The sequence below is a fragment of the Jejuia pallidilutea genome (genome assembly GCF_002973595.1).
Classification (GTDB): Bacteria; Bacteroidota; Bacteroidia; order Flavobacteriales; family Flavobacteriaceae; genus Jejuia; species Jejuia pallidilutea.
In genome coordinates this window covers 22,430-49,242 of the sequence record NZ_PVEO01000006.1, presented here as the reverse complement: position 1 = coordinate 49,242, position 26,813 = coordinate 22,430, and the positions used below count along the sequence as shown (strand labels likewise).

The 26,813-nt window shown below is 31.3% G+C and carries 22 protein-coding genes; 13 read left to right on the top strand and 9 right to left on the bottom strand.

Annotated elements, in window-relative coordinates:
• Positions 1-119: 119 nt before the first annotated feature.
• On the bottom strand, positions 120-1,331 hold the full coding sequence (locus CLV33_RS10920; RefSeq protein WP_170064009.1) for an HD domain-containing protein: 1,212 nt from the start codon (positions 1,329-1,331) through the stop codon (positions 120-122).
• 83 nt (positions 1,332-1,414) lie between these two features.
• On the opposite strand from CLV33_RS10920, the gene porX reads away from it, so the two are divergent.
• The 4 genes from porX to CLV33_RS10905 all read left to right on the top strand — a co-directional run bounded on the left by porX (position 1,415) and on the right by CLV33_RS10905 (position 4,291).
• A complete protein-coding gene (porX, locus tag CLV33_RS10915; RefSeq protein WP_105473945.1) occupies positions 1,415-2,962 on the top strand; it encodes a T9SS response regulator signal transducer PorX in 1,548 nt (515 codons plus the stop codon).
• An 84-nt stretch (positions 2,963-3,046) separates the two neighbouring features.
• Positions 3,047-3,463 (top strand): tRNA (adenosine(37)-N6)-threonylcarbamoyltransferase complex ATPase subunit type 1 TsaE, encoded by a 417-nt coding sequence (tsaE, locus tag CLV33_RS10910; protein ID WP_105473944.1) that lies wholly within the window; start codon positions 3,047-3,049, stop codon positions 3,461-3,463.
• 197 nt (positions 3,464-3,660) lie between these two features.
• Positions 3,661-3,804, top strand: a complete 144-nt coding sequence (locus tag CLV33_RS17540) for a hypothetical protein (protein WP_170064008.1) — start codon at positions 3,661-3,663, stop codon at positions 3,802-3,804.
• Positions 3,767-4,291 carry a hypothetical protein gene (locus tag CLV33_RS10905; RefSeq protein ID WP_244906423.1) on the top strand — a complete coding sequence of 175 codons (525 nt, stop codon included), beginning with the start codon at positions 3,767-3,769 and terminating at the stop codon, positions 4,289-4,291. Before CLV33_RS17540 ends, CLV33_RS10905 begins: the two co-directional genes overlap by 38 nt.
• A gap of 28 nt (positions 4,292-4,319) precedes the next feature.
• Here CLV33_RS10905 and CLV33_RS10900 read toward each other — a convergent pair whose 3' ends face one another.
• Positions 4,320-6,746: an outer membrane beta-barrel family protein gene (locus tag CLV33_RS10900; RefSeq protein WP_105473943.1), complete on the bottom strand. Its 2,427-nt coding sequence runs from the start codon at positions 6,744-6,746 to the stop codon at positions 4,320-4,322.
• Between the two features lie 186 nt (positions 6,747-6,932).
• Here CLV33_RS10900 and CLV33_RS10895 point away from each other — a divergent pair, with 186 nt between their 5' ends.
• From CLV33_RS10895 to CLV33_RS10880, 4 genes are all read left to right on the top strand, one after another.
• Positions 6,933-8,132: an alanine dehydrogenase gene (locus tag CLV33_RS10895; protein WP_042243469.1), complete on the top strand. Its 1,200-nt coding sequence runs from the start codon at positions 6,933-6,935 to the stop codon at positions 8,130-8,132.
• A 28-nt stretch (positions 8,133-8,160) separates the two neighbouring features.
• On the top strand, positions 8,161-8,520 hold the full coding sequence (locus CLV33_RS10890; RefSeq protein ID WP_105473942.1) for a hypothetical protein: 360 nt from the start codon (positions 8,161-8,163) through the stop codon (positions 8,518-8,520).
• Positions 8,517-9,110, top strand: a complete 594-nt coding sequence (locus CLV33_RS10885; protein WP_105473941.1) for a sugar transferase — start codon at positions 8,517-8,519, stop codon at positions 9,108-9,110. The genes CLV33_RS10890 and CLV33_RS10885 overlap by 4 nt, the downstream gene beginning before the upstream one ends.
• Before the next feature lie 66 nt (positions 9,111-9,176).
• Entirely contained in the window at positions 9,177-10,244 is a 1,068-nt protein-coding gene (locus CLV33_RS10880) for a polysaccharide biosynthesis protein (RefSeq protein WP_105473940.1), read from the top strand.
• Here the strand turns inward: CLV33_RS10880 and CLV33_RS10875 are convergent.
• Positions 10,241-11,416 carry a proline dehydrogenase family protein gene (locus CLV33_RS10875; protein WP_105473939.1) on the bottom strand — a complete coding sequence of 392 codons (1,176 nt, stop codon included), beginning with the start codon at positions 11,414-11,416 and terminating at the stop codon, positions 10,241-10,243. The two genes, CLV33_RS10880 and CLV33_RS10875, sit on opposite strands and share 4 nt — an antisense overlap.
• A gap of 90 nt (positions 11,417-11,506) precedes the next feature.
• On the opposite strand from CLV33_RS10875, the gene aroB reads away from it, so the two are divergent.
• A complete protein-coding gene (gene aroB, locus CLV33_RS10870; protein WP_105473938.1) occupies positions 11,507-12,574 on the top strand; it encodes a 3-dehydroquinate synthase in 1,068 nt (355 codons plus the stop codon).
• A 58-nt stretch (positions 12,575-12,632) separates the two neighbouring features.
• Here aroB and CLV33_RS10865 read toward each other — a convergent pair whose 3' ends face one another.
• The 6 genes from CLV33_RS10865 to CLV33_RS10840 form a co-directional block, all read right to left on the bottom strand.
• Positions 12,633-15,011: a GumC family protein gene (locus CLV33_RS10865; protein WP_105473937.1), complete on the bottom strand. Its 2,379-nt coding sequence runs from the start codon at positions 15,009-15,011 to the stop codon at positions 12,633-12,635.
• Between the two features lie 8 nt (positions 15,012-15,019).
• Positions 15,020-15,802, bottom strand: coding sequence for a polysaccharide biosynthesis/export family protein (locus CLV33_RS10860; protein ID WP_105473936.1), 783 nt, complete (start codon positions 15,800-15,802; stop codon positions 15,020-15,022).
• 54 nt (positions 15,803-15,856) lie between these two features.
• Entirely contained in the window at positions 15,857-17,818 is a 1,962-nt protein-coding gene (locus CLV33_RS10855) for a polysaccharide biosynthesis protein (protein WP_105473935.1), read from the bottom strand.
• A 24-nt stretch (positions 17,819-17,842) separates the two neighbouring features.
• Positions 17,843-18,976, bottom strand: coding sequence for an aminotransferase class I/II-fold pyridoxal phosphate-dependent enzyme (locus CLV33_RS10850; protein WP_105473934.1), 1,134 nt, complete (start codon positions 18,974-18,976; stop codon positions 17,843-17,845).
• 438 nt (positions 18,977-19,414) lie between these two features.
• Positions 19,415-20,338: a hypothetical protein gene (locus tag CLV33_RS10845; RefSeq protein ID WP_105473933.1), complete on the bottom strand. Its 924-nt coding sequence runs from the start codon at positions 20,336-20,338 to the stop codon at positions 19,415-19,417.
• On the bottom strand, positions 20,339-21,739 hold the full coding sequence (locus tag CLV33_RS10840) for an MBOAT family O-acyltransferase (RefSeq protein ID WP_105473932.1): 1,401 nt from the start codon (positions 21,737-21,739) through the stop codon (positions 20,339-20,341).
• Positions 21,740-21,966: 227 nt separating this feature from the next.
• Here CLV33_RS10840 and CLV33_RS10835 point away from each other — a divergent pair, with 227 nt between their 5' ends.
• The 4 genes from CLV33_RS10835 (at position 21,967) to CLV33_RS10820 (ending at position 26,782) form a co-directional block, all read left to right on the top strand.
• Entirely contained in the window at positions 21,967-22,950 is a 984-nt protein-coding gene (locus tag CLV33_RS10835) for an SDR family oxidoreductase (RefSeq protein WP_105473931.1), read from the top strand.
• A gap of 10 nt (positions 22,951-22,960) precedes the next feature.
• The gene (locus tag CLV33_RS10830) at positions 22,961-24,340 is read left to right on the top strand and encodes a nucleotide sugar dehydrogenase (protein WP_105474087.1); all 1,380 of its coding nucleotides are present in this window, start codon (positions 22,961-22,963) and stop codon (positions 24,338-24,340) included.
• A gap of 10 nt (positions 24,341-24,350) precedes the next feature.
• Positions 24,351-25,631 (top strand): nucleotide sugar dehydrogenase, encoded by a 1,281-nt coding sequence (locus CLV33_RS10825; protein WP_105473930.1) that lies wholly within the window; start codon positions 24,351-24,353, stop codon positions 25,629-25,631.
• Between the two features lie 92 nt (positions 25,632-25,723).
• The gene (locus tag CLV33_RS10820; RefSeq protein WP_105473929.1) at positions 25,724-26,782 is read left to right on the top strand and encodes a hypothetical protein; all 1,059 of its coding nucleotides are present in this window, start codon (positions 25,724-25,726) and stop codon (positions 26,780-26,782) included.
• Positions 26,783-26,813: the final 31 nt, after the last annotated feature.

Sequence of the window (26,813 nt, the reverse complement as noted above, 5' to 3'; positions counted from 1 at the left end):
GTTGTATTTTATTAATTTGAGCAAAAATAGGAAAAATGTACCAAAGTTATAACGTGCTGTTATTTAAGATATTCTACGATTGTAAACAATTTTAAAACACAAATTATAACCTATACCATTTATTTGGGGTGACATATGTAGTACTTAGTAACAGGTTTTGATAAGGCTTTTAGGTTTAAATGATCTGTAGCTTTTACAATATCCTGTATTTTTCCAGATTTGTGCAATATGTTAATGTTTTGCTTTTTAGTTTGGTAGGCTTGATTGTATATGTCGCCAGAGAACACAAAATATTTTGCTTCTGCTTTAGAAATATTATGAGTCGATACTAACTTATCTATATGTTTTTCTAAATTGTTTGTCTTAACTGGCTTATTTTTTATTTTAATTTTCAACAATTCCCTATTTATAATCATTTCGCATAGATTACTTAACACAAAATCGTCATTATTCTTCCAAAGTTTCATGGCAGAAATAATGTCGTAATCATCTAACTCGTAAAAAATATCGAGCGTAGTGTTTGTAAAATTTTCAATAGAAATATCATTATTCAAAAAATACTTCAAAGCGTTACTAGCATCTAAGCTTACACCTTTTTTGGTTAATTCCTTGGCTCTAGATAACACACGCATTAATAGTTGTTCGGCAACCAAACCGGTTTTATGCAAATACACCTGCCAATACATAAAACGGCGGGCAATTATAAATTTTTCAACACTGTAAATGCCCTTTTCCTCTACAACTAAATTATCATCTACTACATTAAGCATGGTAATTAAACGCTCGCTATTTACATTGCCCTCGGCAACTCCTGTGTAAAAACTATCGCGTTTTAAATAGTCTGCCCTGTCAATATCCAGTTGACTGGAAATAAGTTGACACATAAAAGAACGTTCGTATTTTCCCTTAAATATGTTAATGGCTAGCGTTAAACTTCCGTTAAATTCTTCATTTAAACGTTCCATAAATAGCAACGAAATTTGCTCGTGAGACACACCATTTACAATACTGTGTTCCATAGCATGCGAAAATGGCCCATGGCCAATATCGTGTAACAAAATGGCAATATAAAGTGCTTCCTCTTCTTCTTTAGATATTGTAACCCCTTTATAACGAAGCACATTCACCGCCTTTTGCATTAAATATACACAGCCAATAGCATGGTGAAATCTTGTATGGTGTGCACCAGGGTACACCAAATAAGACATACCCATTTGCGTAATTCGCCTTAAGCGTTGAAAATATTTATGCTGAATAAGATCGAAAATTAACGAATTTGGAATGGTAATAAATCCGTAAATTGGGTCGTTTAATATTTTAAGTTTATTCAAGCTTTAAATGTTTACATTATTTTTTACAAATATAAATATATGAAGTCCAAAATTTGGACATCGCAACATAAAATAGAAACAACATGATTAATATACTTTGGGTTGATGACGAAATAGATTTACTAAAACCCCATATTTTATTTCTTGAAAAGAAAAATTATAAGGTAACAACATGCAATAGCGGTACCGAAGCTATAGATATTATTGAAGATAATAATTTTGATATTGTTTTTCTTGACGAGAATATGCCAGGGCTTACTGGTCTAGAAACACTAAACGAAATAAAGGAAAAAAAAGATAGTATTCCTGTAGTAATGATTACTAAGAGCGAGGAAGAGTATATTATGGAAGAAGCTATTGGCAATAAAATTGCCGATTATTTAATAAAACCTGTAAATCCTAACCAAATTTTACTGAGTTTAAAAAAGAATTTAGACCATTCTAGATTAGTTTCTGAAAAAACAACATCCAATTATCAACAAGAATTTAGAAAAATAGCTATGGATTTGGCCATGGTAAACTCCTATGAAGATTGGGTTAATCTTTATCAGAAATTAATCTATTGGGAAATTCAGTTAGAGGATATTGAAGATGCTGGTATGTTCGAAATTTTAGAATCACAAAAAACAGAGGCTAACATCCAATTTGGGAAATTTATAGATAAAAATTATCCCAATTGGTTTAGTAGAGACGCTCGTGCTCCAATAATGTCGCATACCTTATTTAAGGAAAAAATAGTGCCCCAATTAAGTAACGAACAACCTACGCTTTTGGTTGTAGTAGATAATTTAAGGTACGACCAATGGAAAGTTTTTGAGCCCATTATTAACAATTACTACAAAAAGGAACAAGAAAGTGCTTTCTTTAGTATTTTACCAACAGCAACCCAGTATGCCAGAAACGCTATTTTTTCTGGGTTGATGCCTAGTGAAATGGAAAAATTATATCCGCAATATTGGAAAAACGATACTGATGAAGGTGGGAAAAATTTACATGAAGCAGATTTTTTAGATACACAAATGCAACGGTTAGGATTAACGCACTTAAACTACGAATACCATAAAATAACTAATTTAAAAAATGGCAAGAAATTAGTAGATAATTTTAAATCTTTAAAAAACAACGACTTAACTGTTGTGGTATACAATTTTGTAGATATGCTATCGCATTCTAAAACCGAAATGGAAGTTGTAAAAGAATTAGCCTCTAACGATAAAGCGTACAGATCGCTTACCTTAAGTTGGTTTAAAAACTCACCGCTTTTAGAAATGATACAACAAGCGCAACACTTAGGCTTTAAACTTATTTTAACGACAGATCATGGTACCATAAACGTAAAAAACCCATCTAAGGTTATTGGAGATAGAGATACCAGTTTAAATCTGCGTTATAAAACTGGTAGAAGCTTAACTTTTGATAAAAAAGACGTGCTACTAGCAGATAGCCCAAAAGATATACATTTGCCTAGTATAAATATGAGTAGTTCTTTTATTTTTGCCAAAGGAGATTTGTTTTTTGCTTACCCAAATAATTACAATCACTATGTAAGCTATTACAGAAATACTTACCAACACGGTGGTGTATCTTTAGAAGAAATGATAATCCCTTTTGTAGTCTTTAACCCTAAATAAATCTTTGTAATACAAAAAACATCGACGAAATACACTTTTTATTAGTTTTTTTAAAATTTTATATGTAATATTGCTTATAATTGAATGGAGGAATTGAACACAACCTATGCTTTACATGAAGCGAATGAAGTCGCAGAAAAGCTAATTAACATTTTAGATTCTAAAATTGTTTTATTGCAAGGTGCAATGGGAGTTGGAAAAACTACACTTGTAAAAAGCATAACTAAAGCTTTAGGCGGTGAAGATGATGTTAGTAGTCCAACCTTTTCAATTGTAAATGAGTACAAAATTAAAGATGGTTTGCTATATCATTTTGATTTGTATAGAATACAAGATATTGAAGAAGCCTATAGTTTTGGTATTGAAGAGTATTTGTACTCAGGAAATTGGATTATAATAGAATGGCCAGATGTAATTAAGCCTATTTTAGAAAATGATTTTTCTGAAGTTTTTTTAGAAGAAAAAACGAAGCATCTAAGAACAATTAAAGTAAAAAATTAAAATATAAATTTAAGCGAAAAGCAAAAATTATATGCATAAACCAACATAACTTCCACTTTTTAATTAAGATTACGGGAAAGCCACAGCAAGAATTTTAAAAAACAGCGTTTTTAACATAATTTTAACATTTTAGCACATTCGCTATCGTAGTCATTATATACATTTGGGATAATTAATTAATTAAATCCCTTAAAGAAATGAAAATTAAAAAGTATGTAATTGCAGCAGCAATTTTCGGAGGTATGTTGTTTTTAGCTAATACAGCTAACTCATTTGATCAAAATGAAGAACAGACAGCAAAAATTGAAAGAAAACTTGGTAAAATCCCAACCAAAGGTTAGTAAAAAAAGTTTAGTATTAGGTAGTATTATAGCTACATTGTTAGCTGTTACTCCTTTCCTATTCAATTTATACCAGAGTGTTCCAAACGAAAGAGTTTGGAACACTTTTTTATTTTCTTATGATAGTGGGGATTGGGAATCAGCTAATTATGCTATGTGGATTTTTACTGGTAAAGCTGTACCTCTGATGTTATTACTAATTTGGTTTTTCACCAATAGACATTGGTGGTACCATGCATTAATAGTTCCAATTTTTATGTATATTTATCAAATAATATCTATATATAATGATGGAGCTGGAGTATTTGATGAAATGCATTTTTATTATATGATTCCAATCATGGCTATTATTGTACCTTCTATATATTTGATAAGAGCTAGAATTTTTAATAAAATAAATGAAGCTTCTAAATCGCTTGAGGAACTTGAAGCGGAATTTAAAATATCCCCAAAAAACTTCTGGGAAAAAATTAAGCAATATTTTTAGAGCATACTAAATTATAATGTACAAATCATTATTCTTTTTCTAATCTATCGCGCTCAATTAGGTCTATATCGTCTTTCTTAACATTAAGCCTGTAGTTGCCAAATTTATAATTAAACCCAACTACTAATAGCCTGTTTTCCATATTGCTATCAACAAACCAATCTTGGTTTAAGTATTTTGTGGTTTGTGTAAAATTTCTTGTGTTAAATAGGTCTCTTACACCTATGTTTAACGAGGCTCTATTATTCCAAAATGTTTTGTTTACATTAATATCTACCCCTAACCTTCCGCTTATTTCACTTGGGCCTAAAAATAAAGAACTAATATAGTCTACACCAATATCGGCGGTTAAACTATTATCCTCTAGGAAACTAAAATAATTTATAACGTTTGCATATACAGACCATCTTTCATTACTTACAAGTTCATTATTTGTACCAACTGCAAAAAAGTTGTTTTCATAATAAAACAAAGACGATAACACATAAAGATTCCAGCTCTTGGTAATACCTGTATATGTTGTAAAATCTAAGCCATAAGATTCGTTATGGTCTATATTGGTAAATATATTTTTAAGCAATCTGTTTTCGTTATCTTGAATAGGTAGCTCTAAGGTTGGATTTTTTTCATAACGATAATAGAGTTCAAAAGTATAGGTACTATTTATAGTGTATCCTAAAATAAAACTATCATCTATTTCGGGCAGTAAACCTGGGTCTCCTGTTATATAGGCATTATCATTTAAGTAATATTTAAAAGGATTTAACTCTCTATACCTTGGTCTATAGATACGTTTATTGTAACTAAGATATATTTCGTCATCATTTTTTAGTCTATTCAACACATAAAACGAAGGAAATAAATTCGTGTAATTATTGGTATTTATTGAATTAGATAATAACGACTCCCCTTTGGTTTCAGTCCGCTCTACTCTTAAGCCTGCCTTTAAACTCCATTGTTCCCAGTCTTTTTCATAACTTACATATCCTGCATAATTTTTTTCATCGTAAATAAAAATATCAGAATTGTTTATATCTTCTTCCCTATTACCATTATTAAATAAAAATTGGTCTAAAACGTTATCTGAATTTATACTAACGGCCTTTATACCAGCTTCAAACACAGAACCATTATCAGATGGTAGGACATAATCTATTTGCCCTGTGGTTAGTTGAATATTCTGATTGGAAAATGTTTGAAACCTATTTTCTCTAAAAGACGAAGATGCTTGTGGTAAAAAATAGTCTGTATCTACATTCTGAAATTCAGAAAAATCATAACTAGTATGATGTAAATCTATTGAAATTTGCTCATCTTCTCTTTCAAATTTATGAATATATCCTAGCGAAAACGCAAGGTTAAATTTTTCTGAAACCAAATTATTCAATGTTCTAAACGAAGAATCTAATACTTTACTAGCTCCAAAAACTTCGGTTAAACTATTCACACTGGTTATAGAATTCGCTCTTGGTGCTATTAAAGTGTTTGCAGAAAAGTTTAAGCTGTTTTTATCGTTAAAATCGTAGTTTATGGTACCCGTTATATTTTGGTTGGCAGACTCTCTATCCCTATTATAATCTGTCTCCCAACTAGATACTGTGTTGTTATTTTCAATAAAATTAATGTCCTCTAAATTATTTCTAAAATCCTTTCGTGGACTTATGTTATAGTTTATATAGGCAGTCAATTTTTGTGATTTAAAAAAATGACTGGTACCTAAGGCGTACTTAGGAAATTGAAATCCTTGGTTATAACTACCAAAAACACTCCCATGGTAGCCTGCAATAATGTTTTTACTAGTTTTTATATTAAGAACCGCACCACCTTCGGCATCGTACTTAGCAGGCGGATTTGTAATAACCTCTATAGATTTTATATTATTAGCGGGAGTTCCTTCTAATAATTGCTGTACTTCATCAGCCGACAGATGCACCCTTCTGTCGTTAATATAAACCACAGGAGGTGTGTTTTTTACAGAAATAGAGCCATCTCTTACAATAACACCCGGTGTATGCTTAAGCACATCTAACACATTACTATTAGAAAGTGTAGAATTTTCAACATTAAAAACAAGACGGTCTACTAAACGCTTTACTGTAGGGCGTTTTGCTGATACTACAACAGCATCAAGCGTTTCTTTTTGCTCTTCTAGAATTACCGTTTTTAAATTTACATTACCGAGTAAGTTTATTTTGGTTGAAAATTTTTCGAACCCCAAAAAACTTATTGTCAAATTATAAACTTTAGGTTTTAGATCATTAAACTTAAAAAAACCTTGTTCGTCTGTAGTGGTGCCTAATAATAAATTCTCATTTTCAGCATCCTCCAAGATAATATTAGCATAGGCTATGGGGGTATACGCTTGGTCTTTTACAATCCCTTCAACCGTATAGGTTTGAGAGAATCCTAAAAAAGATAATAGCAATAAAAAAAGAGATATAAACTTTGTAGGCATAAGCAATATGTACAATACAAAACTATGATAATTAAATTAAAAAATGATATGCGAATACCGTATTGTGTTTAAAATAATTTCTTACAAGCCAACTACTCATATTTTAGATTGATAAATAATTAGTATTCAAAACATTTGTAAACCCAAAAATATTTGTAATTTCAATTTTATTAAATACTATTAACCATGTCGCAATCCTTGTCGCCCTTTACAAAGCAACAACTACTTCCCCAAGAAGAAAAACTAGAAATTTTTAAGCATAAGCGCCAACTTTTTATAGGTGTTCCTAAAGAAACAACCTACCAAGAAAACCGTATATGCTTAACACCAGATGCTGTCTCTGCTTTAGTAAGTAATGGCCATAAAGTATTAATGGAATCTGGCGCGGGTAAAGGGGCGAGATTTAGTGATAAAGATTATAGTGAGGCAGGGGCAGAAATTTCTAGCGATACATCTAAGGTATATGCTTGCCCCATGGTGCTTAAAGTGGAACCACCAAGTTTGGAGCAAATAAAACTTATGAACCCGCAAGCAATATTAATTTCAGCTTTGCAACTAAAAACACAAACCAAAAAGTATTTTGAAACGCTAGCTGCCAAACGCATTACTGCCTTAGCATTCGAATTTATAAAAGATGAAGCTGGCACTTATCCTGCGGTTCGCTCGTTAAGTGAAATTGCTGGTACTGCATCTGTATTGATAGCATCAGAATTATTATCAAAAGGAAAAGATAGTGCTGGTTTAATGTTAGGCAATATTAGTGGCGTACCACCTATTGAGGTTGTTATTTTGGGTGCAGGTACTGTTGGCGAATATGCTGCAAGAAGTGCTATTGGGCTTGGTGCTGGTATTAAGGTGTTTGATAATTCTATCTCTAAACTTAGGCGTATTCAAACTAACTTAGGAAGATCGTTATTTACTTCAACTATTCAACCTAAAAATCTGCTGAAAGCCTTAAAGCGATGCGATGTCGTTATTGGCGCCGTAAGAGGCATTAACAGAGCACCAATAGTGGTTACTGAAAGTATGGTTCAGAACATGAAAAAAGGTGCTGTAGTAATTGATGTGAGTATTGATATGGGTGGCTGTTTTGAAACTAGTGAGGTAACATCGCATATAGAACCAACATTTGTTAAACATGGGGTAATACATTATTGTGTGCCCAATATACCTGCCCGGTATTCCAGAAGTGCCTCAATTTCTATAAGCAATATTTTTACACCTTATTTAATGAAAATTGCCGAAGACGGTGGTATAGAAAATTCTTTAAGATTTGATAAAGGTTTAAAAAATGGGTTGTACTTTTACCACGGTATTCTAACAAACAAATCTGTTGGTGAATGGTTTGATTTAAAACACAGCGATATAAACCTTTTAATTTTTTAATCTGCCATACCCAACGCAACTATTTTAAATGAAACTAATACAGCGCATAGGCTACTACTTAGGCGGATTTTCACTAGGGTTAATTATTTTGGCTTTTTTTTTGAACGGAAAAAAAACGTCCTGTGCCTACGGCCCTGAAGCAAGGGTTTTAAAAAATATCAACTCCAAACCTTTTAAATATTCAAACACTATCCTAAACGTTTTAGACAGCGCTAATATTAGTGCGTTGCTAAAATCTGGAGATATAAACTTTTCTAAAAGCACTCCAAGGCAAGAACCTTGCGGCATTTACATAATTGAGAATAAACTGAACGAAAAAGACATTGAAATATCTGTTGAAAATTGTGATAGTATTGTTAAAATACTAAATGTATCCTTTCAAAAATGATAAAACGCGTATTCGATTTTGTTTTTGCATTACTAGGTTTAGTTGTACTCTTTCCGCTCCTATTACTCATTGCAATTAGTATTAAAATCGATTCTAAAGGTCCTGTTTTGTTTATCCAGGAACGTGTTGGACAACATCAAAAAACATTTAAAATTTATAAGTTTAGAACCATGTTTGTTAAATCTCAAAAAAAGGGATTATTAACTATAGGGGATAACGACGCTAGAGTTACCAAAGTTGGATTTTTTTTAAGAAAATATAAAATTGATGAGTTTCCACAACTTATAAATATTATTAAGGGAGATATGAGTTTTGTAGGCCCCAGACCAGAGTTAAGATATTATGTAAACTTTTATAAACCTGAAGATTTAGTGATTTTTAAACTAAGACCTGGTATAACTGGGCTTGCCTCCTTAGAATATAGAAATGAAGTAGAGTTGTTGAAAAAAGCTAAAGATCCAGAGGATTATTTTATAAATTCCATTATTCCTGATAAACTTCGTTTTAACAAGCTTTACCTTAAAAAAAGAAATTTTCTATTAGATTTAAAACTAATATTTATAACAATATATAGGGTTGTAGCTAAGTAATTATTTTAACGACCTTGGAATATCGTATTATTAATACTTTTCCATGTACTATAATAATTTATCTTAATGGATGCCCTTATTTTTAAAAGGATAAAACAATTATTGGAAAACTCTGGACTTCTAAATTCTAGTAGTCCAATAGTTCATAAAAATAACCAATACGATTTTTCAGAAGAAACAATTCTAATAACAGGAGCTGCAGGATCTATTGGCAGCGGTTTAACGCATCAATTAATACATTGTAAATTTAAAAAACTCATTTTAATTGATAATGCGGAGACGCCTCTGTTTTTTTTAAAGCAAGATGTAGATACCAAAACTACAAAAGATATAGCGTTTGTAATAGCTGATGTAAAAGATAAACCGCGTATCACACATATTTTTGAAACATATAGACCTACTCTTATTTATCATACAGCAGCCTGTAAACACGTTTCTATAGTAGAAAATAATGCTTTTGAAGCCATTAAAACTAATATTTTTGCCACAAAAACACTCTCTGAACTAGCCTTAAGTTATAATTCAAAACGGTTTATTTTCATTTCTACCGATAAAGCCGTAAACCCAGTGGGTATAATGGGTATGACTAAATGTATTGCAGAAAATTACTTGTTGGGTTTGGATAAACATGCAACACCAACTAAATTTATTTCGGCTAGGTTTGGTAACATATTTGGATCCAATGGTTCCGTAGTTCCTTTATTTATAAAACAGCTTAATAAAGGCGAGCAAATAACAATTACCAACAAAGATGCTACACGACTGTTTATAGATAAAGACAAAGCGTACTGCTTAATTTTAAAATTATCAAAATTAAATATGTCTGGCTATAGTAAAGTGTCTTTTAACATGGGAGAACCCATTAAAATAATAGATCTAGCAAATGCGCTAATTGCTATTTTTAAAAAAAGTGCAACAACTAAAATTGAAGTTTCTGAATTGTCCCAAGGAGAGAAACTTCATGAAACGATTATAAATGATTATGAAACGTTAATACCTTCTGATGAAAGCGATATATTATTTATAGAAAACAAAAAAGCGCTAAGCCCTAATCTAGAAAAACTTTATAAAGTACATAATTCTACACATATTGATGACTTGAGAGAAATTCTTTTAGAAATGTGCACTACTTAAGCGTTTTTACGTCTTTCTTTTTCTTTTTTAATTAAAGCAAGTTCCCTTCCTGTTTGTCCTGCTACCGAGGTGTTTTCTTCAGCACGCCTTATTAAATACGGCATAACATCCTTTACGGGGCCAAATGGCATATATTTCGCTACATTATAGCCTAAATGCGATAGATTAAAACTAATATGATCGCTCATACCATATAGTTGTCCAAACCAAATTCGCGGATCGTTATTTAAAATATGTTTTTCTTCCATTAGCTCCATTAGCAAGTAAGAGCTATTCTCATTATGCGTACCTGCAAAAATAGACATGCAGTCTAAATGATTAATCATATATTGTAAGGCGTCATTAAAATTTTCGTCGGTAGCCTGCTTACTTTTACAAATTGGCGACTCGTACTTTTTTTCCTTTGCCCTATCGTTTTCTTTTTCCATGTAGGCGCCTCTTACTAACTTGTAACCTAAATAGTAGCCTTCTCTTTTAGCCATAGCATGCTCCTTTTTTAAAAAAGCCATTCTATCGTGCCTATACATTTGTAGTGTATTAAAAACTATTGGTTTTTCAGTATTATAAATTTTCATCATCTTGGTTACCAAAGCATCAACGGCATCTTGTATCCAACTTTCCTCGGCATCAATTAAAACTGCTACATCATAAGCTTTAGCTTTTTTGCAAACCGCTTCGAATCTTGCCTCTACCCGCTCCCATTCTTTCAATTCATCTGCATTTAAATCTACACCATTATTTTTCTTTTCATATAATTTAAAACGACCAAAACCTGAGGGTTTAAAAACCGCAATAGGTATAGCATCTAAAGCTTTGGCAAATTCTATAATATTTAGTACGGTTTTTAAGGCATTATCAAATTCCTTTTCACTCTCCTTACCTTCTACAGAATAATCTAAAACAGAACTTACTCCTTTTTCATACATTTTATTAATCACCGGTAGGCAGTCTTCCTCGTTAACTCCACCACAAAAATGATCGAAAACAGTAGCCCTAATTAAACCTTCTATTGGCAAATTAGCTTTAATGGCAAAATTAGTAGCAACTTTACCTATTCTCACCAAAGGTTCAACAGATATCATTTTAAATAAAAAATAAGCGCGCTCTAGTTCAGAATCATTTTTAAGACTAAACGCTATCTTAGTATCATCAAAGGTATTCCTATTAATCATTCCAATATTTTTCACAAATATAATTATACTCAGACTACCAATTTTGTTAAAATCTCCTTAATTTCGCATTCGAAATAAGCAAATATATTTATGGATTCCATAACAGCAAATAACGGCATTATTCATTTTAATAAAGCAGGCTACCCCGCTATAAACCAGCACATAAAACAGCATAATTTTTCTAAAATATTTATTCTTGTTGATAGTAATACCCACGAGTGTTGTTTGCCTTACTTTCTTTCTAATTTAGAACATGCGAACAATATTGAGGTTATAGAAATTGAAGCTGGAGAAATACATAAAACTATAGATACATGCGTTGGCGTTTGGAATTCTTTGTCAGAGTTAGATGGCGACAGAAAGAGTTTGTTAATAAATATTGGAGGCGGTGTGGTTACAGATTTGGGTGGTTTTGTAGCGTCTACATTTAAAAGAGGTATTGCCTACATTAACATTCCAACCTCATTATTAGCCATGGTAGATGCATCGGTTGGTGGAAAAACAGGAGTTGACTTGGGTACCTTAAAAAACCAAATAGGCGTTATAAGCACCCCAGACATGGTGTTAATAGATACTAAGTTTTTAGATACGTTACCACCGGAACAAATGCGGTCTGGATTAGCTGAAATGCTAAAACATGGATTAATAAGCAATGAAACTTATTGGAATAAATTTACCAATTTTTCTGAATTAACATTAAAGGATCTAGATGCTTTAATTTATGAATCTGTACTTATAAAAAAAGCTGTAGTAGATGCAGACCCGTTTGAAAATGGATTGAGAAAAACCTTAAATTTCGGACACACATTAGGACACGCCATAGAATCTTATTTTTTAAGCAATACACATAAAACCGATTTATTACATGGTGAAGCTATAGCCATAGGCATGGTGCTAGCACTCTACATATCTGAAAAATTAGTTGGTTTTCCTCAACAAAAAACACAAAGCATTAAAACGTTACTGCGAAAGTATTACGGTAAAGTTGAGTTTGAAGACAGTGATTACAAACCAATACTAGAACTCCTTAAGTACGATAAAAAGAACTCACATGGTAATATAAATTTTGTTTTACTAGAAGATATAGGGAAAACAAAAATTGATTGCTTAGTAGAAGAATCTCTTATTATAGAAGCCTTTCAATTTTACCTAGAATAAGCAATGAGTATATGATACAAAAACGCCCGTTAAACTAGTGTAACGGGCGTTTTTGTTTTTATGATTTTCCAAATGAAAACCATCGTTTTTTTGGTGGTGTTCCATAGTACCCGTATTTGGCACCATAGCCAAAGTTTGATTGTTTAACATCGTTTACCACTAACATCATACCATTCAATTTCTTATCGTCGTGTAATTCTTTAGCAAAATTTAATATCTCTTTCTCAGTATAATTTGCTCTTGTAAGATATATGGTGTGTCCAGCATACTGACTAATTAATATAGTATCGGTAACTAGCATTGAAGGGGCTGTATCTACAATTACGTAATCGTATTCTTGCGATACGTTATCGAACAACTCCTTAACCCTATCGCCCATTAATAACTCAGCAGGATTAGGTGGTACTTTACCAGATAATAAAACATCTACCTTAATATCGTTTATTAAATGTGTATTTACCACGTCTTTTACGTTAATGGTATCATCAACCAAAAATTCAGTGAGTCCATTCTTTATTTCTTTAGTGTTCAATGCTTTTTTTATAGCTGGGAAAATCTGTGGATTTCTTACATCTGCTCCAATAACTAAAACTTTTTTTCCTGTATTTGCCATAGTTAAAGCCATATTCATACTAAAAAACGATTTACCTTCGCCATTTATAGTAGATGTAACAAAAATTACATTATTGTAATTTTCAACTTTTCTACCTTTACGAATATAATCGGCGTTTGTTCTAATAATTCTAAAAGATTCAGATAAAATTGAACGATCGTTTTTTTCAATAAGTAGCTTATCTCTTTTTGTTAATCTTGGTATTTCACCAAGAACGGTTATACCTTGTAAAGTGTTGACTAAATCCTCTTTATTATGAACTTTATTATCTAAAAAGTCTTTTGTGTATATTATTCCAAATGGAATTAACAAACCCAATATAATTGATGCAAGATATACTATACTTTTCTTTGGAGATACGGGCATACCACTTCCATATGCATTATCAATAATTTGAGCATTTGGAGAAGTTGATGTTAAAGAAATTGCAGCTTCTTCTCGTTTTTCTAAAAGATAAAGATACAAAGATTCTTTTGTTGCTTGTTCTCTTTCAATATCTCTAGACTTTCTAACTTGACCTGGTACTGCAAATATTTTTGAATTAAGTTTACTAGAAGTGTTTTCTAGACTTCTTATTTCAAAAGAAATAGATTTGTAAGAATTATCAATACTTTGCCTTAAACTATTTTTTAGATTCTCAAGCTGTTGATCTAAATTTACTATTACAGGATTTTTCTCGTTAGAGCTTTTCAATAATCTATCTCTATCTCCTAAAAGCTCGTTGTATTTTTGGGCTGTTAAATTCGTTGAGTTATTTTCAAAACCTATATTCTCAGGGATACGAGAAAATGAAGAATCATCTTCATCAATAATATTCTTTACATAATTTAACTTGTTTAATTCAGTTCTTTTTGCATCTAAATCTCTCTCTGCTTGTGCATTAGATTTTATATATAAATCAGCTTCTGAAACAATATTAGTTAGCTTATTACCAGTTTTAAACTGCTCAATTTTATCATCTGCTTCTGATAAATCTGATGCAATAAGGTTTACCCTTTCATCAATAAAATCAGCAGTATTTTTAGCTTTTTTATTTTTCTCCCTAATAGACATTCTATTATATTCTGCAATAAGAGTATCAATTACCATTTTCGCTTTTAAAGGAGAAGCGTCATTTAAAGATAAATTTATTATTTTAGAAAATTCAGCCGCTTGAGCTACTGCTACTTTTCCAGAATACCATTCAGCTATTTTATAAGTTGGATTTATGTTAACGAATATTCTTTGTCCTATATAAGCAGAAATATCTTTTTCTCTAGGAGTAACTACTAAACTTCCAATTGAAGAATCAATACTTCTACCAAAAGATCCTTTTTGGAGTGGTTCATCTTTTTTAAAGTTATAATTAAAATCTGTGTTAGAAATAATTTCTAAATTAATACTTAGCTTAGATGAATAGACTATAGAGTCTGATTCTATGAAATTGATTTTGATCGGGGATTTTGAATTTGGGAAGAATTGTGTATTGTGAAACCTTCCCTCGATAGAATACTGAATATTTAAATCTAACTTTTTTACAACACTCTCCATTAAACTCCTAGATTTTAAAACCTCTATTTCGTCTTCTACCTTTGTATTATTGCCACCAGAGAATTTTTTTAAATCTTTCAACACGTTATTAGCTGGAGCAGAAGAATTCTCCTCGTCTAATATCATTATTTTAGCATAGGCATTGTATTCTGGAGTTGTATATCTTAACTTGAAAAAAGCTAACGTAAAACAAATAATACAACTTAAAATAAACCAAATCCAATGTCGAGTGTATGTGGTTATGTGTTTTTTTAAATTGAAGTCTCCTTGATTTTTATTCTGATTTCCCAACATAACTAAAATTAATTTCGTGTTAACAAAATAATTGTTGATGTGATTAAAATGGAAGCTACAGATATTGCAGTAGAAGTCCTAGAATCTATAAATGCAGAACTTACAGCTGATTTGTTTGGCTGTACGTAAACAACATCATTTTGGGTTAAATAGTATACAGGCGAATTAAAAATTTCCTTACTAGTTAAATCTATTCTAGAATATGTTTTAGCCCCATTAAAATCTCTGATCACCATTATATTTTCTCTCTTACCCTTAATAGTTAGATCTCCAGCCATACCAATCGCCTCTAAGATAGTAATTCTTTCACCAGAAACAGAATAAACACCAGGTCTTCTGACTTCACCTAATATAGATATTCGAAAATTTAGAATTCTGATATTTATTATGGGATCCTTTAAATAATCTTTTAACTTATCTTTGAACAAGTCTTTAGCTTCTTCAACTGTTAAACCTAATAACTTAATTTTTCCTAAAACAGGAAAATCAATATTTCCATCAATGTCAACTAAGTAATCTATAGCTTCAGCACGACCAACATTGGGATTTCCTGCATATAAACTGAAAGGCCTTACGGTCTCGGGGTCAAATGCCGAAACATTAATACTAACAATGTCATTCACCTTAAACTTGGGTACAAATGTATCAGTATCAACCATAGTCTCAAAATCCTTAGCATTTTGAAAATACACGACTTTCTTACTAGACCCACAAGAAAACATTAAAAAAATTAATATTCCATAAATAAAAACTGGGTTCTTAATACCTTTAAAATACAAAAGAATACACATTAGATGTTATTTGGAGCTAAAATAGAATAAAGTAATTAGAATTATATATATCTTTTATAAATTAACCGAAGATTTTTTATCTAAGCTTCTCTCCTTAGAAATTAAATTTTTAGCTTTTTTATAAATTTGAACGCGTTTATCGAATCTTTCATAATCTGAATTATTGGATTTATATTCAGGTATTAAATTTTTCATTTTTAAAACAATGTTATTGTTTTGGAAACGATTTGTGATACAAAGCTCCTCGATTTCGGCTTTAACATTTTCGTAATCTAATTCTCTGGTTTTGCTTATTAATATTTTTTTATGATATGTTGAAAGCGTATTTTCACCATTAGCTAGCAATTCTTCATATAATTTCTCACCCGGTCTCAAGCCTGTTATTTCAATATCAATATCCTCTGGGAATTTTAGACCAGAAAGTTTTATCATATTTTTAGCTAAATCGTAAATTTTTACAGATTCACCCATATCAAATATAAAAATCTCCCCGCCTTTGCCCATAGTACCTGCCTCTAAAACTAATTGAGCAGCCTCAGGAATTGTCATAAAATAACGCGTAATTTCTTTATGTGTTAATGTTAATGGGCCGCCTTTTTCAATTTGCTTTTTAAACAATGGTATAACAGAACCATTAGACCCTAAAACATTACCAAACCTAGTAGTAATAAACTTAGTTTTACTTTCCTTTTGAAGGCATGAAATGTACATTTCGGCCATTCTTTTAGTTGCACCCATTACGCTGGTTGGGTTTACTGCTTTATCAGTAGAGACAAATACAAACTTTTTAACATTATATCTAGAGGCTGTATCTGCTAACAACTTGGTGCCATTTACATTAATTTTAATAGCTTCATAAGGCGATTTTTCCATTAATGGTACATGCTTATATGCTGCTGCATGAAACACCATTGTAGGCTTTTCTTTTTGAAAAATGCTGTCTATCCTTAGACCGTCCCGTATGTCGGCTACTATGGCAGTATAGTTGTATTTACCATCGCGTTTTAAATCTTGTTGCACATCGTACAGAGCAGACTCTGCTTGATCTACAAGAATTAATTTTTTTAGATTAAAGTTTGATAATTGCTTTACCAACTCACTGCCTATTGACCCTGCAGCCCCAGTTACTAAAACAGTTTCACCATTAAACTCATTCAATAAATTAGGATTATCAATATTTATAGGAGGTCGTCCTAATAGGTCTTCTATTTCAAATTGTTTAATTTGATTACTACTAAACTCTCCATTAATCCAGTCTTCAATTGGTGGTACTTTTTTAATTTTAACATCAAAATCTATCAAACTATCAACTAAACTAATAATATTGCTAGTATCAATACTTTGAGATGCCACTATAATTTCGTCTACATTGTTATGCTTTACAAAGGTTTCGTTAATATCTTTTAATGGTAAAATTCTAATACCATTAATTAACTTACCTCGCTTTTTAACATCATCATCAATAAAAAACAACGTATTATAATTTACTTTTGTGTTGTTTATTAATGCATTGTAAGTAACGATACCAGAATCCCCTGCACCGTAAATCATCACATTTCTAGTGTCTATTAACGTACATTTTAAGTGATTGTACGCAATTTTAAAAACTAACCTACATCCACAAAGTGCTACAAAACTTAACAGTGCATGAAATACTATAATTGATTTTGGAATTGTAAAACCTGGAATAAAATTAGTTGCTGTATTTATTAATATTATTAGTGTAGTTAAAAATGCCATTAACGCTACCGCTTTAAAAACATTAACTACATCTGTAAAACCAGTATGGCGAATAACACTTTTAAAAGATCCAACCACTAAAAAGCTAAGCGAAGCTATGGCTAATAATATAGGTACTTGAATAAAAAATTGATTTAAATCGAAGTTTAATGTAAAGTTAAATCTCACGAAATAGGCTATAAAGAAAGTAGCCAGAACAATCGCCAAATCTATACCAAAAACAAGCCACCTAGAGGCAAATTTCTGTGAGTAATAGGTAAAGTAATTCTTAATCATAAGTGAGAGTTTTAAATATGTATGTTAGATATTCTTGAGGGTTGCTGATATAATATGTAATATTCTATTCAGGTCGTTTTTAGTTAAATCAGACCCGCTTGGTAAGCAAAGTCCTTTTTCAAATAAATCTTCAGAAGTTCCATTTGTAAAATGCAAAAAGTCTTTAAAAACAGGTTGCATGTGCATAGGCTTCCAAAGTGGTCTAGATTCTATATCTTGTTCTAATAAATTTAATCTAATTTGTTCACGTAGTTCAAAAGAACTCGTTTTAATACATGTTAACCACCTATTAGAGAAAAAGCCATAAGGTTCATCCAAGAATTCTATGTCCTTAAAACCTTCTAGATGTGTTTTATAAAAATCGTAATTCTGCCTTCTAGCCGCTACTCTATCATCTAGCACCAACATTTGGCCTCTACCAATGCCCGCAACAACATTACTCATTCTGTAATTATAACCAACTTTAGAGTGTTCGTAATGTGGTGCCTCATCCCTAGCTTGCGTTGATAGATGAACTGCGCTGTTTTTTTCTTCAATTGTTTTAGTAACAAGAGCGCCCCCACCTGAAGTGGTAATGATCTTGTTACCATTAAATGACAATACACCAAATTTACCAAGCGTACCACAAGGTGTATTAAAATAAGTACTACCAAATGCCTCTGCACTATCTTCTATAACAGGAATATCGTATTTTTTTGATATTTCTGAAATTTCCTTGGCTTTATATGGCATGCCATATAAGTGTACAGCAATTATGGCCTTTGGCTTTTTATAGTTTTCAATTCTGTCCTTAATAGCAATTTCAAGAAGTTCAGGAGACATGTTCCAAGTATCTTTTTCACTATCAATAAATACAGGAGTTGCACCTTGGTACATAATTGGGTTTGCTGAAGCAGAAAATGTAAAGCTTTGGCATAATACTTCGTCTCCCCTTGTAACACCCAACAATTCTAAAGCCATGTGTATGGAAGCAGTACCAGAACTTAATACGGCTACTTGATGATTACCTCCTAGATATTTGGCTATATCGTGCTCAAAACCATTTACATTGGGACCTAATGGCGCTATCCAGTTAGTGTTGAAAGCTTCTTCAACAAACCGTTGCTCCATGCCTCCCATATGAGGTGATGATAAATAAATTTTTGTTTTTGTCAACATTGTATAATTAATCCTCTTAAAAAGCAATTAACACGTTATAAAATATTGTTTATGAAATCCCCCTCGGTGAAGAAGACAACAAAATCAATAATTAACATTCAAAATTTATAAACTTGATTTAAAGTTGGATGCACTTTAATACGTGGCCAATGAGAGGGATTACGGCTAGCATCTATACAACAACTTAATTAAATCAAAACTTTGCTATTAATCAATTTAATCTTGTATTGTGGGTGTAAATTTAGTAATTGTTTTAGTTCAAATAGGTAACAAACCGTTTATTTCGCCAAAAGCATATTTAAAATCGGCTAAATACAGCCTGCTATATTTTTGTGGAGATTCTTTGCATGTTGTCGAATATATTGATATTAAACTTGTGTAAATATCAAAGGTATAGACTGTAAATTAATTCCATTTTTACCAAAAACACTAATTACACTAATTATTATAAATGCGTTTACTTAGTGCTTTGGTAAATGCTTGTGCTCCCTGATAGGATAAATGTGTAAAGTCCTTCCAATTATCATACTCCTTTACTTCTTGCAAATTAGAAAAATCAAAATATTCAATATCTCTTGAATCAAAATATACTTTAGTTTTTAAAGACAATTCATCACTGTTTTTTTTCATAGTGGGAGAAGTAAAGAATATTAACTTTGAGTTATTGTCTTCACATTTTTTTTTAATTATCGATATAAATTTATCTGTTATAGCGTTAGGATAATCAGAAGCAGAGTTATTTTTAAATAAAGCTAAATCTGTATTTAAAATAATTTTTCTAAAAATTTCTTTTTGTCCATTAGTTGGGTACAATGGATCAAAACCATCATACTCTAAATAATTATAACTTGGTTTAAAATAATTCTTAAGTATTCCAAACAACTTCCCGTTGTAACTATAACATTTAAAAGCTTCTGATAAAAAAATTTCGCCAGGATAAATTTCTTTAATTATGTTTTTAACATCCTCATTTCTTGAAGAAAGAGATAATAAAGACAGAACATCATTACCTGCATAATCACCCCCAAAAAGGGTTATGGGGTCTATATGTACAAGTATAATTTGCTTTTTCTTTTTTAGGCTAGAGATAAGTGCGGCGCAATAGCCAATTCTTGTTCCATCAACGCCCATGTTGTAAGATTTATCGTTTAAAACCTTAGCATCTACATGATGGCTCGCACGAGAACTCCCAAAAACTATTAAATCCACTGAATCTTTTACAGATATGAATTGATTTACCTTACCAACACTTTGTCCTGTATAAACTTTCTTTTCTATCAATTCAATACCACTGCCCACCAACCTATCAGTAATTAAAAAAACAAGGCTAAAAATTATGAATATGTTTAAAGATTTTTTCATTTAAAATTGAAAATAAATAAAATTATTCGAGCTTGAGAAAAACAAAACAATATTTATCAAAATAAAGTTTGATATGATAATAAAATTTGTTTTACTCAGTGTAGATCCAAAATTTTCAAGCGGTATATTTCTTCTAAATAAAACTATATCAAACATCAACGCGAGAATCAAGCCATAAAGCAATTTTGTTAAACTGTTTAAATCACCAATATAGGGCATTAAGTATTCCCCTGTAAAAAGTTTTATAAAAATTATTGAGGAATCATTAAAATTTAGGGCTCTAAAAAAAATCCATATTAAAGATACAATTAAAAATATTAGTATGTTCTTAAAAAAATTATAGTTTTTAGGTACTAAATCAAATCTTTTTTCGAGACCTAACAATACCCCATGAATACCCCCCCAAATTACAAAATTCCAAGAACTCCCATGCCAAAGACCCCCTAAAAGCATTGTTATAAAAAGGTTTCTATATTGCATTTTAATGCCTCTTCTATTTCCACCTAGCGGAATGTATAAGTAATCTCTAAGCCATCCTGAAAGTGAAATATGCCATCGTCTCCAAAATTCAGTTATAGAGACAGAAAAATAAGGAAGATTAAAGTTTCTTTTAAAATCAAATCCTAGGAGTTTAGCTGTTCCTATAGCAATATCAGAATAACCACTAAAATCAAAATAAATCTGAAACGAGTATAAAACAACAGCCATTACAATACTAGATGCATTGTGAATATCTGGTGCATTGTATATGCCATCAATAACGGTGCCTATGGCATCTGCAACTACCACCTTGCGAAAAAAACCAACCAAGATTTGAAAAGCACCATCCATAAACCTTTTATGATCCCATACTCTACGCTTAGCTATTTGAGGTATCAAATTTGAGGCTCTTTCTATAGGACCAGCAACCAATTGAGGAAATAAACTCACAAACGTAGCAAAATTGATAAAGTTTTTGGTTGGCTTTAAATCTCCTCTATAAATATCTATTGAATACGACATGGTTTGAAATGTGTAAAACGAAATGCCTACAGGTAATATGATATTAATAGTCGATGGAGACATTTGGTATCCAAATAGCTGCCAGAAAGCTATCCAAGAATCGATAAAAAAGTTAAAGTATTTAAAAATAGCCAAAAGCCCTAAGTTAGACACCAAACTTAAAACCAAAAATGTTCTCTTTCTAGAAACACTTGTCGAAATCTTCAAGCCTAAAATATAATCTATAATTGTAGAAAAAGCTATAAGAGATAAAAACCTCCAATCCCACCAGCCGTAAAACACATAACTAGCTACAAGTAATAATATATTTTGAATTTTATATTTTTCTTTTGGTATTAACCAGTATAGTAAAAACACTATTGGAAAAAAAATTAAAAAAGCAAGGGAGTTAAATATCATAGTTTAAAAACCTGTTATTCAAAGGTTGCGAAATTAGAAATATAATTCATAATAAACTACCGATACCTTTGCTAAAAAGATAAATGAACATTTTTATCGATTAAGCTGCAAAAAAAAACAAATTAGTGATGTTTATCGTAAAAAACACATCGTTAGTATAATAATACCTAAGGTTTAGTTTTTTTTTTACATATTTGCCGGAGCTATTAAATTAAACCCAAATCATAATGTTTGAAAAAATACGAAACAAAACCGTATTAGTTACTGGAGGTGCTGGCTTTATAGGTTCTAATCTATGTGAAACCCTCCTTTCTAATAACATAAAAACTGTTTGTTTAGATAATTTTTCTACTGGAAGAAGAGAAAATATTACACCTTTTTTAAGTAATGAAAATTTTAAACTAGTAGAAGGTGATATTAGAAATTTAGACGATTGCCATAACGCTTGTAAGGGTGTAGATTTTGTATTACATCAAGCTGCATTAGGTTCAGTCCCACGCTCAATTAAAGACCCCATAACCACAAACGACGTAAATGTATCTGGTTTTTTAAATATGTTGGTTGCTGCTAGAGATGCTAAAGTTAAGCGGTTTGTTTATGCCGCCAGTTCTTCTACCTACGGAGACCACGAGGCATTACCAAAAGTAGAGGACGTTATAGGCAAACCATTATCGCCTTATGCCATAACAAAATATGTGAATGAGCTTTATGCAGATATTTTTAACAAAGCTTATGGTCTAGATACTATAGGTTTACGTTATTTTAACGTTTTTGGTAAAAGACAAGACCCCAATGGCGCTTATGCAGCAGTAATCCCCCTTTTTGTAAAGCAGTTCATCAACCACGAATCACCTGTAATTAATGGAGATGGCAGCTACTCAAGAGACTTTACGTATATTGATAATGTTGTTCAAATGAATATGCTTGCGATAACCACTAATAATGAAGACGCTCTTAACACGGTGTACAATGTTGCTTATGGAGATAGAACTACATTATTAGAGCTAACCGAATTACTAAAAAAACATCTTTCCGAGTTTGATGATGCTATTAAAAACGTTGCAATAAAACACCGTGAAAATAGAGTTGGCGATATTCCCCATTCCTTAGCCTCTGTAGAGAAAGCAAAAAGATTATTAAACTACAACCCAAAATACAATATTAACGATGGCATAAAAGAGGCTGTTGGTTGGTATTGGAAAAATCTATAATAAAATCAAAATGAATATAACAAAAATTTGTTGTATTGGGGCTGGTTATGTTGGTGGTCCTACTATGGCGGTAATTGCCAAAAAAAACCCAAACATTAAAGTAACAATCGTAGATATAAACGCAGATAGAATTGCCGCTTGGAATGATGAAGATGTATCTAAGCTTCCTATTTACGAACCTGGACTAGCGGAGATTGTGCAAGAAACTCGACACAAGAATTTATTCTTTTCTACAGAGATTGATAAAGCCATTGATGAATCTGAGATGATATTCATCTCGGTAAACACACCCACTAAAACATACGGTAAAGGAAAAGGTATGGCTGCGGATTTAAAGTATATAGAATTATGCGCCAGAAATATTGCTGATGTAGCTAAAACCGATAAAATAGTTGTTGAAAAATCTACTTTACCAGTACGAACTGCTGAGGCTATTAAAAGTATTTTGCACCATACTGGTAACAAAATTAATTTTCATATCCTTTCTAATCCTGAATTTTTGGCTGAAGGTACAGCTGTAAACGATTTACTGTACCCCGATCGTGTTTTAATAGGAGGTGAATCTATTGATGCTATTGAGAGCTTAGCAAGTGTTTATGGCTCTTGGGTGCCTGATGATAAAATTTTGCGTACTAACTTGTGGTCCTCAGAATTATCAAAACTCACTGCTAATGCGTTTTTGGCGCAACGCGTATCTTCTATAAATTCAATTTCAGAATTGTGTGAGCAAACTGGTGCAGATGTAAACGAAGTAGCCAAAGCAATAGGATTAGATTCTAGAATAGGACCAAAATTCCTAAAAGCTTCTGTTGGTTTTGGTGGTTCCTGTTTTCAAAAAGACATTTTAAATTTAGTCTACATTGCTAGAAGCTATGACCTCAATGAAGTTGCCGATTACTGGGAACAAGTTATTATTATGAACGACCATCAAAAAAGAAGATTTGCTGATCGATTAATTAAAACCTTATATAATACTGTTTCAGGAAAAAAAATAGCAATACTTGGTTGGGCTTTTAAAAAGGATACCAACGATACTAGAGAGTCTGCTGCAATTTATGTTGCAGACCACTTACTAAGTGAACAGGCTCAAATTTCTATTTTCGATCCTAAAGTACCTTGCGAAAAGGTATTGATAGATTTAAATTACTTAAATACCAGAACTGAAAAAGAGAATAAAAGTGCTACGGAATGTCATCAAGATCCTTACGAAGCTGTAAAAGATGCTCATGCTGTAGCTGTTTTAACAGAATGGGATGAATTTAAATCCTATGATTGGAAAGCAATTTACAATAAAATGAAAAAACCTGCCTTTATTTTTGATGGTAGAAACTTATTAAACAAAGACGAAATGAATGCCATTGGATTTGAATATCATGCCATTGGTCAATAATTAATAAATTATGAATACAGATAAAATTGCAGTAATTGGGTTGGGCTATGTTGGCCTTCCATTAGCTAGACTTTTTGCAACGAAGTACAATGTTGTAGGTTTTGACATCAACCAAAACAGAGTTAACGAACTATCAAAAGGTATTGATGCGACCCTAGAAGTAGAGTCTGATGTTTTAAAAGCTGTTTTAAAGACAGAAAATAATGATGGGAATGGCTTGATGTGTTCTTCAAATCTAGAGGATATAAAAGATTGTAATTATTATGTTGTAACAGTTCCAACACCAATCGATAAAAATAATAGACCAGATTTAACACCACTTTATAAATCTAGTGAAACTGTTGGAAAAGTTTTAAAAAAAGGCGATATCGTTATTTACGAATCTACTGTTTACCCTGGGGTTACAGAAGATGAATGCATACCTGTTTTAGAAAAAGTTAGTGGCTTAGCATACAATAAGGACTTTTTTGCAGGATACTCACCAGAACGTATTAATCCAGGAGATAAATTGCATACTGTAGACAAAATTTTAAAAGTTACTGCAGGCTCCACACCAGAAATAGGTGAAAAAGTAAACAATTTATATAAAAATGTTATTACCGCTGGCACACACCTTGCGCCTACTATTAAAGTCGCCGAAGCAGCAAAAGTAATTGAAAATTCACAACGCGATATTAATATTGCCTTTGTTAACGAGCTAGCTAAAATATTCAACCTAATGGATATTGATACACATTCTGTACTTGAGGCAGCAGGTACAAAATGGAACTTTTTGCCATTTAAACCTGGTTTGGTAGGTGGGCATTGTATTGGTGTAGACCCTTATTATTTGGCTCAAAAAGCGCAGGAAGTTGGGTATCACCCTGAGATTATTTTAGCAGGACGTAGAGTTAATGACGGTATGGGGAATTATGTTGCTGCTGAGGTAGTTAAACTCATGATAAAAAAGGATATTAAAATAAAAGGTGCAAAAATCTTGATTTTAGGCATTACTTTTAAGGAAAATTGTCCAGACGTAAGAAATACTAAAGCTGTTGATGTTATCAACGAATTAAAATCTTATGGTACTGATCCTACAATTTATGATCCTTGGGCAAACCCAGATGAAGTTATGCATGAATACGGTCTTAACACAGTACAAAAATTACCTGATGGTAAATTTGATGCTATAGTACTAACCGTAGCTCACAAAGAATTTCTAGATATTAATCTCAATAGTTTACTAAATGATAAAGGTATCATTTATGATGTTAAAGGTGTTTTAACTGGAAGTATTGATGGTAGGTTATAATATTTACGATTAATTAAAAAATAAAGTTTTTCAATATTGTAACTAGTATAACTTTTTGTTGATAGTATTTTAATAAACTTAATTTTTGTGATATGATTAATTGCCTAGTTGAATATAAAAATATACCACACTTGTATCAATTATATGCAGGTTTTCAAGAATTACACAAAAAAAATATTATATGCTTAGAATTTACCGAAGCCGAAAACATACCAGAACTCATTAATAAGCCTGTTATCAAAGTTGTACTTAATAAACAAATTGTAGTTTATTATGACACTTTAGATGGGTTAAATTGGATAGATAGTAATGAATCGGATAACATTAGTTATTTCTTAAATCATTTTAAATGTCATCATTACTTCAAAAGAAGTTTTTCAAGTTTATTAGATGGCGAGAGTAATTTTGCGGTTCACCCATTAGGACTAAATTTTGGTGTTAGTTATAATTATTTAGGAAATAAGAGTTTAAAAAACAGTGTACTATCTTTTCTCAAAAAACAAAAACTAATTATAAGTCTATTTAAAATTAACACTAATAGCTTAGATGCTAATCAATTATCTCATTTTCCAGATATAGAGTTGAATGAAGTTAATATTCTTTTTTCCGCAAGGTTATGGAATCCTAGGCTTGCAAAAACAAAAGAAAGTGAAAAACAACGTGAAACTATTAACAGTTTTAGAATTGAAATAGTTAAGAAGTTAAAAGAAATATATAAGGATCGATTTTTAGGAGGTATATTCGAAGATGAATATTCCCGTACTGTTTTGAAGAGAGAATATTTGTTACCTTTCGAGTTTACTAATCGAGATAATTATATTTCCTTAATGAAAAGAAGTACTATTTGTATTGCTACCACTGGATTACATAATTCTATTGGTTGGAAATTTGGTGAATATGTGGCCGCATCTAGAGCTATAATTACTGAAAAGCTTCATTATGAGGTTCCTGGTGATTTTAAATTGAATAAAAACTATCTTGAATTTAACTCAGCTTCACAATTAATCAAAATTATTGATGATCTATTAGAAGATAAGAATGCAATAAGAAAAATGATGTTTTCCAACTTTGAATATTATAATCTAAATTTAAGACCTGATATTATGATATTCAACACAATAAATAATATTTTTAGATTAAATAATAATTAAGTCTAATTTTTATTTGAAAGATATCTATTTT

Coding starts and splice junctions, on each gene's coding strand:
- porX (WP_105473945.1), top strand. CDS start 1,415: ATGATTAATATACTTTGGGTTGATGACGAAATAGATTTACTAAAACCC.
- tsaE (WP_105473944.1), top strand. CDS start 3,047: ATGGAGGAATTGAACACAACCTATGCTTTACATGAAGCGAATGAAGTC.
- CLV33_RS17540 (WP_170064008.1), top strand. CDS start 3,661: ATGAAAATTAAAAAGTATGTAATTGCAGCAGCAATTTTCGGAGGTATG.
- CLV33_RS10900 (WP_105473943.1), bottom strand. CDS start 6,746: ATGCCTACAAAGTTTATATCTCTTTTTTTATTGCTATTATCTTTTTTA.
- CLV33_RS10895 (WP_042243469.1), top strand. CDS start 6,933: ATGTCGCAATCCTTGTCGCCCTTTACAAAGCAACAACTACTTCCCCAA.
- CLV33_RS10890 (WP_105473942.1), top strand. CDS start 8,161: ATGAAACTAATACAGCGCATAGGCTACTACTTAGGCGGATTTTCACTA.
- CLV33_RS10885 (WP_105473941.1), top strand. CDS start 8,517: ATGATAAAACGCGTATTCGATTTTGTTTTTGCATTACTAGGTTTAGTT.
- CLV33_RS10880 (WP_105473940.1), top strand. CDS start 9,177: ATGGATGCCCTTATTTTTAAAAGGATAAAACAATTATTGGAAAACTCT.
- CLV33_RS10875 (WP_105473939.1), bottom strand. CDS start 11,416: ATGATTAATAGGAATACCTTTGATGATACTAAGATAGCGTTTAGTCTT.
- aroB (WP_105473938.1), top strand. CDS start 11,507: ATGGATTCCATAACAGCAAATAACGGCATTATTCATTTTAATAAAGCA.
- CLV33_RS10865 (WP_105473937.1), bottom strand. CDS start 15,011: ATGTTGGGAAATCAGAATAAAAATCAAGGAGACTTCAATTTAAAAAAA.
- CLV33_RS10860 (WP_105473936.1), bottom strand. CDS start 15,802: ATGTGTATTCTTTTGTATTTTAAAGGTATTAAGAACCCAGTTTTTATT.
- CLV33_RS10855 (WP_105473935.1), bottom strand. CDS start 17,818: ATGATTAAGAATTACTTTACCTATTACTCACAGAAATTTGCCTCTAGG.
- CLV33_RS10850 (WP_105473934.1), bottom strand. CDS start 18,976: ATGTTGACAAAAACAAAAATTTATTTATCATCACCTCATATGGGAGGC.
- CLV33_RS10845 (WP_105473933.1), bottom strand. CDS start 20,338: ATGAAAAAATCTTTAAACATATTCATAATTTTTAGCCTTGTTTTTTTA.
- CLV33_RS10840 (WP_105473932.1), bottom strand. CDS start 21,739: ATGATATTTAACTCCCTTGCTTTTTTAATTTTTTTTCCAATAGTGTTT.
- CLV33_RS10835 (WP_105473931.1), top strand. CDS start 21,967: ATGTTTGAAAAAATACGAAACAAAACCGTATTAGTTACTGGAGGTGCT.
- CLV33_RS10830 (WP_105474087.1), top strand. CDS start 22,961: ATGAATATAACAAAAATTTGTTGTATTGGGGCTGGTTATGTTGGTGGT.
- CLV33_RS10825 (WP_105473930.1), top strand. CDS start 24,351: ATGAATACAGATAAAATTGCAGTAATTGGGTTGGGCTATGTTGGCCTT.
- CLV33_RS10820 (WP_105473929.1), top strand. CDS start 25,724: ATGATTAATTGCCTAGTTGAATATAAAAATATACCACACTTGTATCAA.